The sequence below is a fragment of the Algibacter ulvanivorans genome, assembly GCF_048381495.1.
Lineage (GTDB): Bacteria > Bacteroidota > Bacteroidia > Flavobacteriales > Flavobacteriaceae > Algibacter_B > Algibacter_B ulvanivorans.
This window is the reverse complement of the sequence record NZ_JBLWGD010000002.1, coordinates 51,457-66,078: the sequence shown is the minus strand read 5'-3', so window position 1 is coordinate 66,078 and position 14,622 is coordinate 51,457. Positions and strand designations below refer to the sequence as shown.

Genomic DNA, 14,622 nt, shown 5'->3' with positions numbered 1-14,622 from the left:
TTAACAAATTGAATTATATTTTGAAATAACCTTAGCTTTAATAACCTCTCTATCAAATTTTGGTTTAATATTTTCTTGATTAATTTTAAAAGCTTCTTTAATTAAATTGGGGTTTTCTATTACCGTTTTAATTAAATAAGCAATAGTATTAAAATCTTCATAATTTTCGATTAACATACCATTTTCGCCATGTTTTACAACTTCGGCTGTTGCGCCGCCTGGGTTTGATTGTATAGGAAATGCTCCTTGTATAAGGGCTTCTAAAAGTGTATTTGGCATACCATCAGAATTACTATTTCCTATATAAATTAAAGATTTCCCCATAAGTTTTAAAATTTCATTATGAGACAAGAAATCTTCTGCGGGTAAAACCTTAATAGCTAATTTAGTTTTTAAACTTTGTTTATTTATATATTTCGCAATGTCTGTATGAGCACCAAAAACTACTATTTTATATTTTTTTAAATCTTTATAAATTAATTCTAATGCTTTAATGACTTGAAGTGCTCTGCCAGATCGTCCTTGATATCCTTTAATTAAAATAGTATCTCTTTTGGAAATTGGTTTAATAAATTTTTCTATTTCTTTTAACCGAAAACCTCCTCCACCAGGAAACACTCCTAACACATCGCCTTTAAAACCATATTGTTTTGCAATGCTTGTGTCTCTATAACAATCTGTAAACAGATAATTAACTCTTGGTAACACCCTTTTAATAGCTTTTAAATATTTAGGCTTATTTTGAAAATAAAACAAATCGCTCCCCCACGATGAATATATCCACGGTATATTTTTATGTTTTAACATAACTTGCAAAATTGGTGTGCAAGAAATATATAATACAAAACTATGCACTACATCTGGTTTTAATTCTAAAAGTGTTTTTTCGAATGCTTTTTCGACACTATTTTCTATTAAAGGCTTTATGCTTTTGTATAAAAAAGGAAGTTTTTGTTTAATAAAATATCGGCCTTTCAAATTTGGGTATTTAAGTCTCCAACCATTAATTTTATTAACCCAAGGGAGTCTTTTTGCTGGGTTTCCATCAAGAATATCAAACCAATACACCTCGTGCCCAGAATGTTCTAATTGTTCTGTCCATCGAAAAAAATGAATTGAAGGCATGGAAACTAATAATATTCTCATTTAAACCATTATAGTTTTATTCTTAAATTAATTGTTTTGTTTTTACGATTATATTCAAACCGATATGCACAATTTCTTAAATTATTTATTATATACTCTAATAACAAATTATTTACAACTTCCATTTCTAAAAACTTAATAGTTTTTTTTCCAAACACCAATTTAGCTTTTTGTTTTATAGATTTATAATCAATATGTTTAGTTATTTTAACTTCTATAACAGCTCCTGTTATGGTAGCTAGCACATTGTAAATAAAGGCCTTTACTTCATCTTCTTTATTGGTTAACAGATAGCTTTGATTAACTTTATTTAAAGTCTCATAATCCATTTTATTGTATTGCCCCCAGTTATAGTTTTGGTTTGCTTTTATTTTTCCTGTTTTTTTTGTGAGCTCTAAATATGCATTATTTATTTGCTCTAAACCAGTATGAAACGGTGCTTTACTGTTCTTGTTTCGGTAATTTTTATGATGCCATTGATGTAGAATTAATATTTTTTCATCATAATAATTTATTTTTAATCCTAAATTTTGTAACCGTATATGTACATCTGTATCTTCACTCCCCCAACCATTATAAAACTCATCAAAACCATTAATAGACTTTAAATTATGTGTACTATAAAGTGTCATCCCTGTGGCTTCTTTATTACTTTTAAAAGCGATATTATAAGCTTCGAATTTTTTACAAACTGCGCTTTCGGCTTTATTTAAAAAACCTACTTTAAAATATGTCGCTATTTTTTCGTTTTTAATATGGTTAAGTTCGTTTATAAAGTCTTGATGATATATCATATCAATATCACCTATAAAAATATAAGGTGTTAAACATTTTTTAAGTGCAATATTTATGGCTCTGCTTTTATTCCATAACTGCCCTTTTACAGAACAAGAAATTAGTTTTACAAATGAATAATTTGAAACTAGGGCTTTTAAAGGTTTTGCAAAACTTGTTTTACTCCCATAATCAACTAATATAACTTTAAAATCTGTTAAAGTTTGTGCCAAAAGCGAGTCTAAACATTTTTTTACAATGCCTAAATCTCTATCGCGGTATGTTAAAGTAATAGTAATCATTTACAACTATGCTTCGTTAAGCAAATACTGTCTATACTTAGTATTAAACGTTTTTATATTAAAATGTTTTCTTGAATATTGAAAAGCATTTAAAGACAATTCTGAAACTAACTGTTTGTTTTCCAATAGTTTTTTAATTTCAATAACAAATTGATTTGCAATTTCATTTTCATTTCCTTTATTATTTATTAAAACACCATTCTGATTGTTTTTTATATGCTCACTTATTCCTCCAACATTTGTACAAATAGGAATTACACCATGAGCCATTGCCTCTTTAATTACCATAGGAAAGCCTTCTCTACTCGATGTTATTAATATAAAGGTAAGCGATTTATATAAGTTTTTTAAAGCAGAATCTTCTGTAATTTCGCCTAAAAATTTAATACCATTTTTATTAATTAAATGTAAATTACTTTTCATACCAATTCCAGCCATTACAAACTCTACAAATATTTTTTCTTGCTTTAATTTAGATGCTATATTTAAAAAAATATTTGGCCTCTTTTCTTCAGACCATCGACCAACAAACCCTATTTTTATATTGTTTCTTTTTGTTAGCTTTTCTTTTTTATTAAAGGTTATAGCGTTTTCTACAACAGCTATTTTATTTTGCAATTCTGGATTTAATTGTGCGTTGTTATATATCGACACAATATCGTTATATGCTTTTTTATTTATTACCAATCTATGGTTTACTAACTCACTACTTTTAATATAATGATTTACTAAAGTTGGATTTTCGCCAGAAATGGCATGTATTAAATCTATTTTAGCAATACTCTTTTTTTTTATTTGAGGAAGTATTTCGTAAAAATAATTGGTATTGCTACTAAATATACTTTTAATGGATAAGCTCGAGTTTATTGCATTTATAATTTTACTTTTTAGCTTTTTATTTATAAAATTATTCTTTTTATTTAAAATGGTATTTACTTCTACAATATCTGCATATTTTAAAAAGTCTTTTTTAAAATTATCTGTTGCTGAATTTTGTGTAAATAAAATACAGATTAATTTATCTTTAACACTCTTTACAATATCTAGATGTACTCGCTCTGCACCTCCTGTTTGAAAGCAAGGAAGTACAAAAACAATATCTGCATTTTTAATTTTTAGTATATCATTCTTAGAGAACTTATAAAAATTATAAAGTGCTTTAGTTGTTAACAAGCTCTTTTTTACAATCCTTTTTATCATGGGTTAATGCTAATACTATGTTAAATTAATTATTTTCTTAACAAGTTTACGCTTTATAAAATGTGTTATTAAATAAGCATATAATAATGCTTTTAAAAACCATGTTTTTATCCAAGAATTAATTCCTTGTTTACAAAACATAGCAATTAATTTTTTATTTTGTTGTAATAAGTTTTTATTACTAGGAAACATAAAATCTCTAAACCATACCTTTAAATAGTTACTTAAATTTTTCTTTAATTTTGTTTTATTTGAAGCTTCTAGAGCGTTACATATATCTGGAATAAAAAGCATTAAACTATCATAATATTTGTCTGTAATTAAAGTCCAGTTAGAAATACTTGGATAATAAATAGCATCATAATTTTCGTTATTAAAAACTTTAAATTTCACGTTTTTAATTAATAAAGCACGAATCATTAATTCTGGATCATTAAGTCTTGGGTATCCTTCTTTAAAGCCTTTTAATTTATTTAAATAATCTCTTTTCCAGATAGGACACATTATGGACCAAGGCAGTCTATAATTTAAAAACTCTTCTAAATAAGATGTTTTATGAATAATTTCTTTTTTGGTTACTAAACCATCTCGCATTACACCCATTGGAAAAACCAAAAAATCATTTTCTGGATTGGCTTTAAATTTAGTTACTCTATTTTCTAAACAATGAGGTTCTAAAGTATCATCAGAATCTAAAAAAATTATATAGTCGCCAACAGCTTTTCTCAGCCCTATATTTCTACATGTTGGTGCGCCTTTTATGGTATGTTCTGGTCTTTTTCCAACTTTAAAACGATTGTCTTTACTTTTGTAGTTGTTTAATATTTCTATGCTATTATCTGTAGAGCCGTCATCAATAATAATACATTCCCAATTAGTATAATTTTGATTTATTACACTATTTAAAGTGTTTTCAATTATTCCAGATCTGTTAAATACAGGTATTATTATTGAGACCAGAGCACTCATTGTTAAAAAGTTGTTACGTATTTATATTTATGGGTTGCTAAAACCATAAAATCTTTATTACCAGAATAGAGTTTTGTATGAATATCTATTTTTTTTTCTTTTATTTTATTTTCTAAATCCTTAAAAGTTTGCTGTTCTCCTTTTCGCTGAAAATCGTCTATAATAATGATAAAATCATCGTTAGCCTGATGATTTTTAATACAAGCAACAATATCGTATCTTGAGTAATTTTTACTTCCAAAGGGACCATCAACAATATAAAAATCGAACTTTTTATTTAATACATTTTCAATATTCTCGTAACCATTAGTTTCAAAACCTTTTACATTTTTAGTTACCATATTACAAATTTTAATATTTGAATTGGCAGACAATGTATAGTTATTGTTAAAAACATTACGCCATTCTTCGCTTTGCTCTATAATTAAATGATTACTTTCTGAAATATGATTATCGATATAGCTAGATATAAATTTTGATGATTCTCCTAAACCAAACTCAACAATTGATTTTGGTTTATATTCATTTAAAATTCTATTTAAAACATAAAAAAAAGCATAATTCCCAGCCCAACGCCCTATATTTAAAGGCAATTCTTCAAGCCATTTTTTACCACGAATACTATCATGATAGATATGCGCCCATTCCAATTCTTTTAACTGATTATAGTTTAACTTTTGTGCCTTATTATTGTCTTCTATAATTTTTCTTATTCGTTTAATCATATTTTGATTCTGTTGTTAAGACTTGTCTAAATTTTTCGTGATAAAATATTTAGAACTTAAAATAGAAATGTTTTTATACATTAAAGCTTGTTTTTCTATTAAATGCCAAGATAAATAACCAAAAACAATAGAGATAAAAATAGACCAAAATAGAAATGAATATAGGTCTAAATTAAAATAATGTTTTAGTGTTTGTTGTATAGGAAAACTATAAATATATATGCCGTAAGACATGTCTCCTATTTTACCAAATGTACTAAAAAAAGACAATGGCAAATAACCTAAAACCAATATAAGTAATGAAAAAGCAATATGTTTAGTATATAAATAAACATTAAAATGAATTGATGCCATAATTATTAATAAAAGTAAAACCATGGTTGGAATGAAAAACCGAAGACTCCTATCTTTAATATTATCAAATTTAAAACTAGCTAATAGGCTACCAAATACAAAAAAAGCTCCAAAATTAATTATATCATAACCTCGCATACCTAAAATAGAAGATTCTGAGAATCGGTGTAAAAAAAATGTATGAGTTACTATTAAAATTGTAAAAGCTAAAATAAGAATGGTTTTAATTGTGCGTAATTGTTTTCTAAAAAACCATAAAAAAACTAAAGCTATGTATAATGAAAACTCGTAACGCAATGTCCATAAAGAGCCATTAATTGAATGATAGTTATGTGTAGAGAACACGCCTTTTATGCTTGATTGAAAATTATACAGCGACATGTTATTAGGTAAATATGTATAAAAATCTAGGTTTTTATAAAGCGAAGTATTTCCTTGATACACAAATGGAACAAGCAAAATAGTTAATAACAATACCATGAATAAACCGGGAAAAAGTCTTAAAAAACGTTTCTTAAAATAGCTAATAACACTTTTGCTACGTTGTAAACTTTGAAAAATAAAAAAACCACTTATTACAAAAAAACCGTTTAAACCAATGCTTGCAATAACTACTTGCCCATTTGTAATTTCATAAATCCATTGTGTTTTTTCTGTGCCACCAGATAAAGGATAGGCATGAGATATTACTACAAAAATTGCAAAGAGAAATCTTAAAAAATCAAAATTGTTGTTTTTATTCATCTCCATGAACTATACTTTTTTGACAACTAAAATTTATCTGGTTTATTAAACAAAAACTTAATTAAAAAAATATATCTCGAAATAGCATATCCTAAATCGATAAAAAAACACTTTACTGTTTGAATTATTGAGCCTAAAAAACCTTTTGAAGCCTTTAAAAATGTAACATCTTCATGCCATAATTGGTAATTACCTTTTACATCGTTTTTAAACCTAAAGAAGAGTTGTTTTTTGGTTCTTTTTATATCATAATTAAATATTGATGCTACAAAATCGATATGATAACCTGCTTTTAAAACCCTTGTTGTCCATTCTTTATCTTCAAAAGTTGCTACATCTTCTTTAAACGGAATCTTTTCCCAAACATTTCTACTAAAAGCAGATCCTGCGAAAATTAAACCAGATTTGTTAGGGTCTTTAGTGGCTGGAATATTGTTTATGTAATTTTTATAGTCGTTAGAATTATGTAAGCATCTTAAACCTGCTAATTTATTATTTGCTTTAAATTTTTCTTTTATTAGCTTAAAAAAATCATGACTTACAGGATAGGAATGTGCGCTAAATATAACTATAATTGGGTGTTTTGCTTCTTTTGCGCATAAATTGGCACTACCTCCAAAACTAAAGTTTTTAATGGTTACAAACCTAGCTCCATACTTTTTTGTTACAGCTTCACTTGTATCTGTAGACAAATTATCAATCACTATTATTTCATCAATATCATCTTTATACCTTTCTGTTAAATTTTTAAGTAAAAAAGCTAAAGCTTCATCTTCATTTTTATTTCTTATAACTACAGATATCATATAAGTATTGCTTATTTTTTAAACGCCTTAAATGGTTTAGCTATAAGTTTAGCTAATTTATACTCCAAAGAGTTTTTAAGTTTAATTTCTTTAGTTCTAGCTCTATTTAACTCAAAAAACATGACCGACATACAATTCTCGAAATCTTCTATGTAAAGTTCTTTATGTTTTTTAAAAATATATGCTCTGTTAGTTTCAGAATGATGTTTTATAGTATCTACAAGCATGGATTGTTTTGATTTTCTGTAATAAAACAAAAACTCTTCAATTATTTTGTATGACCATCCTCTTTTTGTAATAGCTAACCAAAACTCCCAATCTTCAAAGCCTTTTCTCATGCTTTCATCATAGCCTCCTACCTGCTCCCAGCATACTTTTCGGTAAAGAGATGTTGCTGATAGTTGATTAGCATACAACAAATTTTTATGTGTACTTCCATTGGGTTTTAACTCGTAAAAAGTTTTAGAAATATGCTTTTTAAAAAATTTACTATAGGTAGATACTATGGCTAAAGAAGACTCTTCTTCTAATACTGGAACTAATTTTAACAAATAACTTTCATGTAAAATATCATCTGCGTCTAAGGGCAAAATATAAGTGCCTTTGCTAATTTTTACTCCAGCATTTCTGGCACTTGATAGGCCTCCGTTTTCTTTGTATAGATATTTAAATCTATTATCTTTATTTAGCCAAGTTTTTGTTATTTCTTCAGTATTATCTGGGCTACCATCGTTTACAATAATACATTCCCAATTTGTATAAATTTGATTTAAAACAGATTGTAATGACTCATTTAAAAAATGAGCTTGCTTGTAACAAGGTACTATTATGGAAACAAGTATATTGGCTTTATTATCCATTTAACTTTTGTTTTATATACCTTATTGGTTTTAAAATTAATGCTCCTAACTTGTAATCTATCGATTTATTTACTTTTATTACGTTGTTTTTTAAAACACTATTTATTCTTAACAATTCTAAGGCGTAAAAGTCAAAAAAATCTTTAAACACATCATTATGTTTATTAAACATATATTTTCTTAATTCAAAATCATGTTTTGATAAAGCGGTTTGATCTCTTGATGTTTCTTTTATTCTGTAATGAGTTAATACCTCTTTAACGATATGCATTGAATAGCCTTGTTTTAAAATAGCTATCCAAAACTCCCAATCTTCATAACCTTTTAGCATTTTCTCATCATATCCGCCTACATCAATCCAACATTGTTTCCTAAATATTGAATTTGCTCTACCATTATTTTTAACAATAAAGTCTTTAATATTTCCGCCTAAAGGTTTTATTATCTCTACTTCTGTATTTTTTCCTTTAAAACTTCTACAGTATGAGCTTACTACTCCAACTTGTTTGTTTTTCTTTAAAACTTCTACCGTTTTTTCAATAAATGTTGGTTCTAAATAATCATCGGCATCTAAATTTAAAATATAGCCTGTAGTAGCCAGACTTATAGCTTTATTTCTAGCACAACTTACACCTCTATTTTCTTGTGAAATTACATCAACATTATCATACTTTATTTTATCAATTACAGCTTTCGTTTCTGTATCAGAACCATCATCTATAATAATAATTTTATCTGCTTTTAATGTTTGGTTTAAAGCAGAATTTAGGGCTTCATGAATGAACTTTCCATCATTATAGCAAGGAATTATTATTGTAACATTACTATTAGGGTTCATTTTAAAAATTAGTTTTTAAACAAAGCGTTTCAATGTTTATTAAAACATCTAATTACCTGATATTTTAAAGCAATTTATTTAAACAAAAATGGGAAAAGTTTTTGTCTAAGCCTAATTATAGGAAAATATTTGATACTTAACTTAGAAAATAAAAGTTTAGGGTTATTTATAACCAAATAAAACCAATAGCTAATGTAATTGGTTATTTTTTTATTTTCTCGAAATTTAAAAAACCATAACCAATTTAAAATTACATCTATATTTTTATAAGAAATTTTATTTTTTAAACTCCAATTTATTAGAGATTCATATAGTTTTATATTATATGTTTTATATAAGGCCTCTTGATTAAACACATTGTTATCATGAATACCTCGAAGGGCTAAAGCTGTGTTTAATTGACTTGGCGCTAAACGACATTTTAATGCCATTTTAAAAATAATATCGGAATCTTCTGCTACCATTAACGATTTATTAAACAATCCTATTGTTTTAAATACAGAAGCTTTAACCGTTATTCCATTTAAGTGTAAATAACCATATTTACTTGCTATAATAGCTTCAAAAAAATCTTCTGGTGCTAATTTTTTGGTTAATGTATTTAATTTTAAGTTTTGGCTTTCAGTTGTTTTGGCTTTCCTGTAAAAATGAAAACCAACTGCATTGTATACGCCATCAATATTTTCTAGACTTTGAAATATTTTTTTATCAGAAACAAATCTGTCTTTTAAATAAAAATCGTCGGCATCTAGAAAGGCAATAAAATTCTCTGTTGCTTTTATAATTCCTAAATTTCTACTTGCCGAACGTCCTAAATTAACCTGATTTTTATGATGATAAATTTTAACCTTAGGGTTTTCATTTTTTAAAGATTCTAGAATTTCTATGGTCTTATCTGTACTCCCATCGTTTACAACAACTACTTCGTTAACCTGAGATTGTTGCAATGCGGAGCGAATAGCTTTTTCTATAAAGCGCTCTACGTTAAATGCTGGAATTATTACAGATATTGAAAAGTCCATTTAGTAAATTTAGCTTTATTACTTTTTATAAAAAAATGAAAAATACTGTTGCCTCTTTCTAACTAATGGAAAGTATTTTACAGATAATATAGTTAACATATAACTAGGAGCTTTTATTAATATACCCAGCCAAAAAAGGGTATCTTTAAACCATCCGTAATTCTCTTTAAACCTTAAAAGCCATAACCATTTAAGTATTCTGTCTTTTTTTTGTACTGATACATTATTATAACCACTCCAAATAGCTAAAGACTTATACATTTTAATTCTATTTTTTTTATATAAATCTTGATTATTGAAAACATTTTCTTGATGAACGCCTCGCATTGCAACAGGCCTATCAATTATACCAGCTTCTAGATTGCATTTTAAGGCCATTCTCCAAAGCAGTTCTGTATCTTCTGAAACTTCAAGCGATTTATTAAAATATCCAACCTTATTAAAAATAGACTTTTTAACCGTTAATGCATCTATTGAAAAATGTCCTGCTTCTCCTTCTATTAACACTTTAAAAAGATCTTTTGGTTTTATCTTTTTTTTAACTGTAAATAATGTAAGTTCTTCCTTTTCTGTTAATGTGGGCTTCCTATAAAACTCTGCCCCAATAGCGTTATAAACACCATCACATTCCTGTTTAGTTTCAAATAGTTCTTTATCTTTTAGAAATCTATTTTCTAAGAAAAAATCATCGGCATCTAAAAATGCCATATAGTTTCCTGTAGCTTTTTTTATTCCTAGGTTTCTACTTATAGAACGTCCTTTATTTTCATTATTCTTATGGTGAAATATTTTAATTCTTTGATCTGTTTTCTGTAATTCTTTAATTAATACAAGTGAATTATCCGTACTGCCGTCATTAACAACAATAACTTCTTGAACTTCTTCTTGAATTAAGGCAGATTGTATTGCTTTTTCTATAAACCGACCGGCATTAAAAACTGGAATTATAACTGAAACTGAAAAAAGCATATTTATTTTTTTAAAAACTTTGCTCTATACATTCTTCTTAAAAACCTAAACCCATTATAAAAGGACCCCATTTTTAAAAACCCATAAAATACAATAAATGTATTTTTTAAATTAATTTTTTCAACTTCTTTTATATGTTCTCCAAAATCAAATAAAAAATGAGTTTTTTGATGTTTAGAAAACATATAACTTTTATTAATCAAGGTGTTTTGTAAAAATAATGCAGTTGATTTAGTTTTTAAATTGATATTATCTGTTTTACCTGAAATACTTTCATTAGATTCTCTAATTTGTATTATGGCTTCATTTACGGAGTAAATTAAACCTCCTTTTGTAAAATCTAACCAAGCTTTATCATCTGAATGCCATGCTAAAGGAAAATGTGTAAACCCAAAAGCTTCAAAATTTTTTCTGCTAAAAATGTATTCTGACAATGAGCTTCTTGCTTCCCATTTAAATTTTTTAAAATAAGCATCAGTTGCTTTTTCTAACTCTGGGTTAATATAAACCTTGCTTGTTTCTTTTCCTGTATCGTTTATAATTTGAGAAGCAAAGCGAATAAGGTTAATATTTTGCTTGCTAACAGTATTAATATGCCTGTAAAATGTTTCTACTACGTTTTTACCCAAAACGTCATCATCTCCAAGAACCATTAGCCACTCTTCACTTTTGCTCATCGCTATGCAGCGTTCCCATTGTTGCGTAAGCGAAAGGCTTCCTAGGTTTTTTTCAAATTTCTTATATTCAAATTTAAAACTTGCAGAAAATTTATTTAATACAGCCTCCGGATTTTCTAGACTGGCATCATTACCTATATAAACTTTAAACCGCTTATCTGTTTGGTTTGCTAACGATTTTAAAGTTGCCTCAAAAAAGGTTAATTTGTAATATGGAATGATAATGGCAAGCATAATATGTTTTTAATTATTTTTAGCTAACTTATTAATTATCTTTTTTATTAATAAGCCTAAAATATTACACTCATAAAAAAGCATACGCTTATTTTTTAAGTGCAGTTGCCAAAATAAATTTGAGTATAAATGCTTATTAAATAGTTTTACTTCACTCAAATAATTATTTTTATTTATTGCAGATGCTTGATCTTCATGCAACCTAAAAGTTACTAGTTCTTCATTAATAAAAACTACGCTATAGTATTTCATTAATCTATACCAGAATTCAATATCTAAAGATTGTTTAAGTATTGTTGAAAAATAGCCAACCTTATTAAAAACGTCCTTTTTTAACAATACTGCTGTTGGTTCTCCTATTTTATTTATTGGAACTTCTAATAGTTTTTTATTTGCTAAAAGTACTTTTCCAGAATATGCTTTATTATTTTCTATTTTTAAATTACTCCAGCTAGTATGTAAATTACCGTAAGTCTTTATCCAATTTTTATTCTTCTCATTTTTTTCATAAATGAAATTTCTTTTTGAGTATACCAGTCCTATTCTTGGATTTTTAATAGCCTGCTCCACCATTTTATCTATGCAACTTGGTACAATTGTGTCGTCCTGAAATAAAAACTTAATATAATCTCCTTTTGCATTTTTTATACAATTATTCCAATTTGCTCCTATACCATTTGGTTTATGATTATATATAGCAATAGGAATATTTGTTTTAGATTTATAATCCTCAATAATTTTTAAGGTTTCATCTTTCGAATTATCATCTGAAACTATAATCTCTAAATTTGAATAGGATTGTTTTATTGCAGATTCCATAGCTTCTGTAATAAATTTAGCGCCATTATAGGTTGGAATACATATAGAAACTAGCGGTTTCATTAAATTTTTTTTTCGGTTAATAAATACAAACTATTATATATCTATTTTCTTAACAAAACCTTTTTCAACCAAATAAGAGTTTTCATTTATTGAGTAAATCTTGTTATTAGTTTCTTTTAACTTTTCTAGCATAAAAGGCATTGCATCATCCATTTTTACACCATCGGTTTGAATAACACTATAGTGTTTATTATGCTTTTTTCTTAAATCATAAGTCCAATCACTAGTCTTAAAATCTAATTTATTTAACTCTTCTTCAAAAAAATAATCTGAAGAATTAAAATCTACTCCAACCAACAATATGGTTTTATTAGGAAAACAAATTGATATATAATTTAAAACACTTGAAAAACTACCTTTAAAATGAAATAGAGGATCATTTAAGGTTTTAGCCCATTGCTTTTTTTTGTTTTCACAATGTATTATATCAATAAATTGAATTTCAGATCCTTTCGAGACTAAATTATATAATACATGTGGTTTAGTAATAAATACTTTAGCTAATAAATAAACATATTTGTTAAATAAATTTACACTAATTGGTTTTAATGTTTTTCTACCTAATTTTACTAAAAACAGATTGGTATACGTTTTAAATTTAAGTTTAAGCTTTATAAAATTAAATTTACAACTATTTTTAAAAAGAAGATTTTTATAAAATTCTGAAACTATAAACGTTGGATTTTTTTTTTCTTTCCTAAAACGTTTAAATATGTATTTAAGCATTAAAACTGAAGATATATCGTGCCTATCTTCAAAATAAATATGGGTAGGTGTTATACCAGATTTATCGTAAAATGCTGAAAATTTATTGACAGCCAATTTAACACTACATGATTCAAGTTTCTGTTTTTCATCTTGGGTTAAGTTTAAAATACTTTTCCCAGAACCTAATACAAGAACAAAATCTGTTGTAGACATTAGCTGTGATTTCTTATAGCTGTTAAACCTTCTTCAATATTATTGAGAGATAATTTGTAAAGTTCATTTTGTTTATTCTCAATAAAATCTATTCTATCATTTGTATTTTCAAGCGATTGCAATGCTTTTTCGTGTAACTCTTTTTCGAAATTTGAATTTAAAACATCTACCCCCCATTCTGGTTTTCCAATATCATCTAAAAACCATTGCATTTTATTATGAGACACTATAGATAAAATTGGCGTGCTACACCCAAAGGGTATCATTTGAGCATGCCCTCTCATACCAATAACAAGTTTGGGCTTAATATATTCTTCAATTATCTTTTTAGGGTGTTGATCACTTAGCCTAACTAAATCAAAGTCAACCTTATAACTCTGCAAAAAAGGAATAATAGCCTCGTCTGCAAGCATATGACTATATACTTTTATACTATAATGCTGTGATAATACTTTTAAAACTCTAGCAATACTTGATAAAGTATCTCCTATGTTTTCCCCGAATCTTAAATGAGATCTATCAAAAGCAGCATTTATTACTATAAAATTCTCCTTTTTTTTATTAAAATTGATATCATTCTTATAAATCTGTCTTAAAAAAGTAGTCATACAAGGTTGAAAACGCAATTTACTATGCAAATTTTCAGGAAGGTATGATTTAACAGCATTAATACTACCATGGTTTCTTAAACCCAGATAAACAGCTTTTTTTGCAAATGCTACTATATTTTTTTTAAATACTGGTTCAAATTCATCTTGTCCTCTAAATCTATTATACCCAACTGCAAACAATGCTACAGGAACATTTATGTTAGACAACATTTCTATAGAACATGGCCATTGCCAACCACTATGATTATTTGCGTTTGTATCTTTTAAAAAAAGGCCTCCTCCACCAATAACAATACCACTAGTTTTATTAATTTGCTTTATTAAATTTAAATTAACTGTTGGGTAAACCAATTGATTTTTCCATTTTATTTTATTATCAACTTCCTTCCATAAATCTTGAAGGGCTAATGGAAGTAAAGCATCGCCAGCGTTTCCATAATTAAATGCTGAAACATGAAAAATTTTTTTATTAGTTTTAGCTAATTTAGTTACTTTTATTTGAGGCAAATTACCTATTGGCTTATTGTAACCTAATATTTTTTTGATAATTTTCTTAACTTTTTTTTTAAGCTTGGTCATTATATTTTT

At 26.7% G+C, this 14,622-nt stretch carries 15 protein-coding genes; all 15 read right to left on the bottom strand.

What is annotated here, in order from left to right:
* Nucleotides 1-1,146, bottom strand: coding sequence for a glycosyltransferase family 4 protein (locus tag ACNG5D_RS05790; RefSeq protein ID WP_418182553.1), 1,146 nt, complete (start codon nucleotides 1,144-1,146; stop codon nucleotides 1-3).
* 8 nt (nucleotides 1,147-1,154) lie between these two features.
* Nucleotides 1,155-2,222, bottom strand: a complete 1,068-nt coding sequence (locus ACNG5D_RS05785) for a glycosyltransferase family 2 protein (protein WP_418182552.1) — start codon at nucleotides 2,220-2,222, stop codon at nucleotides 1,155-1,157.
* 6 nt (nucleotides 2,223-2,228) lie between these two features.
* Entirely contained in the window at nucleotides 2,229-3,422 is a 1,194-nt protein-coding gene (locus ACNG5D_RS05780) for a glycosyltransferase family 4 protein (protein WP_418182551.1), read from the bottom strand.
* A gap of 15 nt (nucleotides 3,423-3,437) precedes the next feature.
* Nucleotides 3,438-4,391 carry a glycosyltransferase family 2 protein gene (locus ACNG5D_RS05775; protein ID WP_418182550.1) on the bottom strand — a complete coding sequence of 318 codons (954 nt, stop codon included), beginning with the start codon at nucleotides 4,389-4,391 and terminating at the stop codon, nucleotides 3,438-3,440.
* Nucleotides 4,392-4,393: 2 nt separating this feature from the next.
* Nucleotides 4,394-5,116, bottom strand: coding sequence for a hypothetical protein (locus tag ACNG5D_RS05770; protein ID WP_418182549.1), 723 nt, complete (start codon nucleotides 5,114-5,116; stop codon nucleotides 4,394-4,396).
* A 15-nt stretch (nucleotides 5,117-5,131) separates the two neighbouring features.
* Entirely contained in the window at nucleotides 5,132-6,220 is a 1,089-nt protein-coding gene (locus ACNG5D_RS05765; protein WP_418182548.1) for an acyltransferase family protein, read from the bottom strand.
* Nucleotides 6,221-6,240: 20 nt separating this feature from the next.
* Entirely contained in the window at nucleotides 6,241-7,020 is a 780-nt protein-coding gene (locus ACNG5D_RS05760) for a glycosyltransferase family 2 protein (protein ID WP_418182547.1), read from the bottom strand.
* Between the two features lie 11 nt (nucleotides 7,021-7,031).
* The gene (locus tag ACNG5D_RS05755) at nucleotides 7,032-7,880 is read right to left on the bottom strand and encodes a glycosyltransferase family 2 protein (protein WP_418182546.1); all 849 of its coding nucleotides are present in this window, start codon (nucleotides 7,878-7,880) and stop codon (nucleotides 7,032-7,034) included.
* Nucleotides 7,873-8,718 (bottom strand): glycosyltransferase family 2 protein, encoded by an 846-nt coding sequence (locus ACNG5D_RS05750; protein ID WP_418182545.1) that lies wholly within the window; start codon nucleotides 8,716-8,718, stop codon nucleotides 7,873-7,875. The genes ACNG5D_RS05755 and ACNG5D_RS05750 overlap by 8 nt, the downstream gene beginning before the upstream one ends.
* Before the next feature lie 74 nt (nucleotides 8,719-8,792).
* Nucleotides 8,793-9,740 (bottom strand): glycosyltransferase family 2 protein, encoded by a 948-nt coding sequence (locus tag ACNG5D_RS05745; protein WP_418182544.1) that lies wholly within the window; start codon nucleotides 9,738-9,740, stop codon nucleotides 8,793-8,795.
* Between the two features lie 18 nt (nucleotides 9,741-9,758).
* Entirely contained in the window at nucleotides 9,759-10,709 is a 951-nt protein-coding gene (locus tag ACNG5D_RS05740) for a glycosyltransferase family 2 protein (protein WP_418182543.1), read from the bottom strand.
* A gap of 2 nt (nucleotides 10,710-10,711) precedes the next feature.
* Nucleotides 10,712-11,620 carry a glycosyltransferase gene (locus ACNG5D_RS05735; RefSeq protein WP_418182542.1) on the bottom strand — a complete coding sequence of 303 codons (909 nt, stop codon included), beginning with the start codon at nucleotides 11,618-11,620 and terminating at the stop codon, nucleotides 10,712-10,714.
* 9 nt (nucleotides 11,621-11,629) lie between these two features.
* Nucleotides 11,630-12,502 carry a glycosyltransferase family 2 protein gene (locus ACNG5D_RS05730; RefSeq protein WP_418182541.1) on the bottom strand — a complete coding sequence of 291 codons (873 nt, stop codon included), beginning with the start codon at nucleotides 12,500-12,502 and terminating at the stop codon, nucleotides 11,630-11,632.
* Between the two features lie 33 nt (nucleotides 12,503-12,535).
* Nucleotides 12,536-13,423 carry a hypothetical protein gene (locus ACNG5D_RS05725; RefSeq protein ID WP_418182540.1) on the bottom strand — a complete coding sequence of 296 codons (888 nt, stop codon included), beginning with the start codon at nucleotides 13,421-13,423 and terminating at the stop codon, nucleotides 12,536-12,538.
* The gene (locus ACNG5D_RS05720; RefSeq protein WP_418182539.1) at nucleotides 13,423-14,613 is read right to left on the bottom strand and encodes a polysaccharide pyruvyl transferase family protein; all 1,191 of its coding nucleotides are present in this window, start codon (nucleotides 14,611-14,613) and stop codon (nucleotides 13,423-13,425) included. The genes ACNG5D_RS05725 and ACNG5D_RS05720 overlap by 1 nt, the downstream gene beginning before the upstream one ends.
* Nucleotides 14,614-14,622: the final 9 nt, after the last annotated feature.

Excerpts from the sequence above, each read along its gene's own strand:
- ACNG5D_RS05790 (WP_418182553.1), bottom strand. The coding sequence starts at position 1,146 with ATGAGAATATTATTAGTTTCCATGCCTTCAATTCATTTTTTTCGATGG.
- ACNG5D_RS05785 (WP_418182552.1), bottom strand. The coding sequence starts at position 2,222 with ATGATTACTATTACTTTAACATACCGCGATAGAGATTTAGGCATTGTA.
- ACNG5D_RS05780 (WP_418182551.1), bottom strand. The coding sequence starts at position 3,422 with ATGATAAAAAGGATTGTAAAAAAGAGCTTGTTAACAACTAAAGCACTT.
- ACNG5D_RS05775 (WP_418182550.1), bottom strand. The coding sequence starts at position 4,391 with ATGAGTGCTCTGGTCTCAATAATAATACCTGTATTTAACAGATCTGGA.
- ACNG5D_RS05770 (WP_418182549.1), bottom strand. The coding sequence starts at position 5,116 with ATGATTAAACGAATAAGAAAAATTATAGAAGACAATAATAAGGCACAA.
- ACNG5D_RS05765 (WP_418182548.1), bottom strand. The coding sequence starts at position 6,220 with ATGGAGATGAATAAAAACAACAATTTTGATTTTTTAAGATTTCTCTTT.
- ACNG5D_RS05760 (WP_418182547.1), bottom strand. The coding sequence starts at position 7,020 with ATGATATCTGTAGTTATAAGAAATAAAAATGAAGATGAAGCTTTAGCT.
- ACNG5D_RS05755 (WP_418182546.1), bottom strand. The coding sequence starts at position 7,880 with ATGGATAATAAAGCCAATATACTTGTTTCCATAATAGTACCTTGTTAC.
- ACNG5D_RS05750 (WP_418182545.1), bottom strand. The coding sequence starts at position 8,718 with ATGAACCCTAATAGTAATGTTACAATAATAATTCCTTGCTATAATGAT.
- ACNG5D_RS05745 (WP_418182544.1), bottom strand. The coding sequence starts at position 9,740 with ATGGACTTTTCAATATCTGTAATAATTCCAGCATTTAACGTAGAGCGC.
- ACNG5D_RS05740 (WP_418182543.1), bottom strand. The coding sequence starts at position 10,709 with ATGCTTTTTTCAGTTTCAGTTATAATTCCAGTTTTTAATGCCGGTCGG.
- ACNG5D_RS05735 (WP_418182542.1), bottom strand. The coding sequence starts at position 11,620 with ATGCTTGCCATTATCATTCCATATTACAAATTAACCTTTTTTGAGGCA.
- ACNG5D_RS05730 (WP_418182541.1), bottom strand. The coding sequence starts at position 12,502 with ATGAAACCGCTAGTTTCTATATGTATTCCAACCTATAATGGCGCTAAA.
- ACNG5D_RS05725 (WP_418182540.1), bottom strand. The coding sequence starts at position 13,423 with ATGTCTACAACAGATTTTGTTCTTGTATTAGGTTCTGGGAAAAGTATT.
- ACNG5D_RS05720 (WP_418182539.1), bottom strand. The coding sequence starts at position 14,613 with ATGACCAAGCTTAAAAAAAAAGTTAAGAAAATTATCAAAAAAATATTA.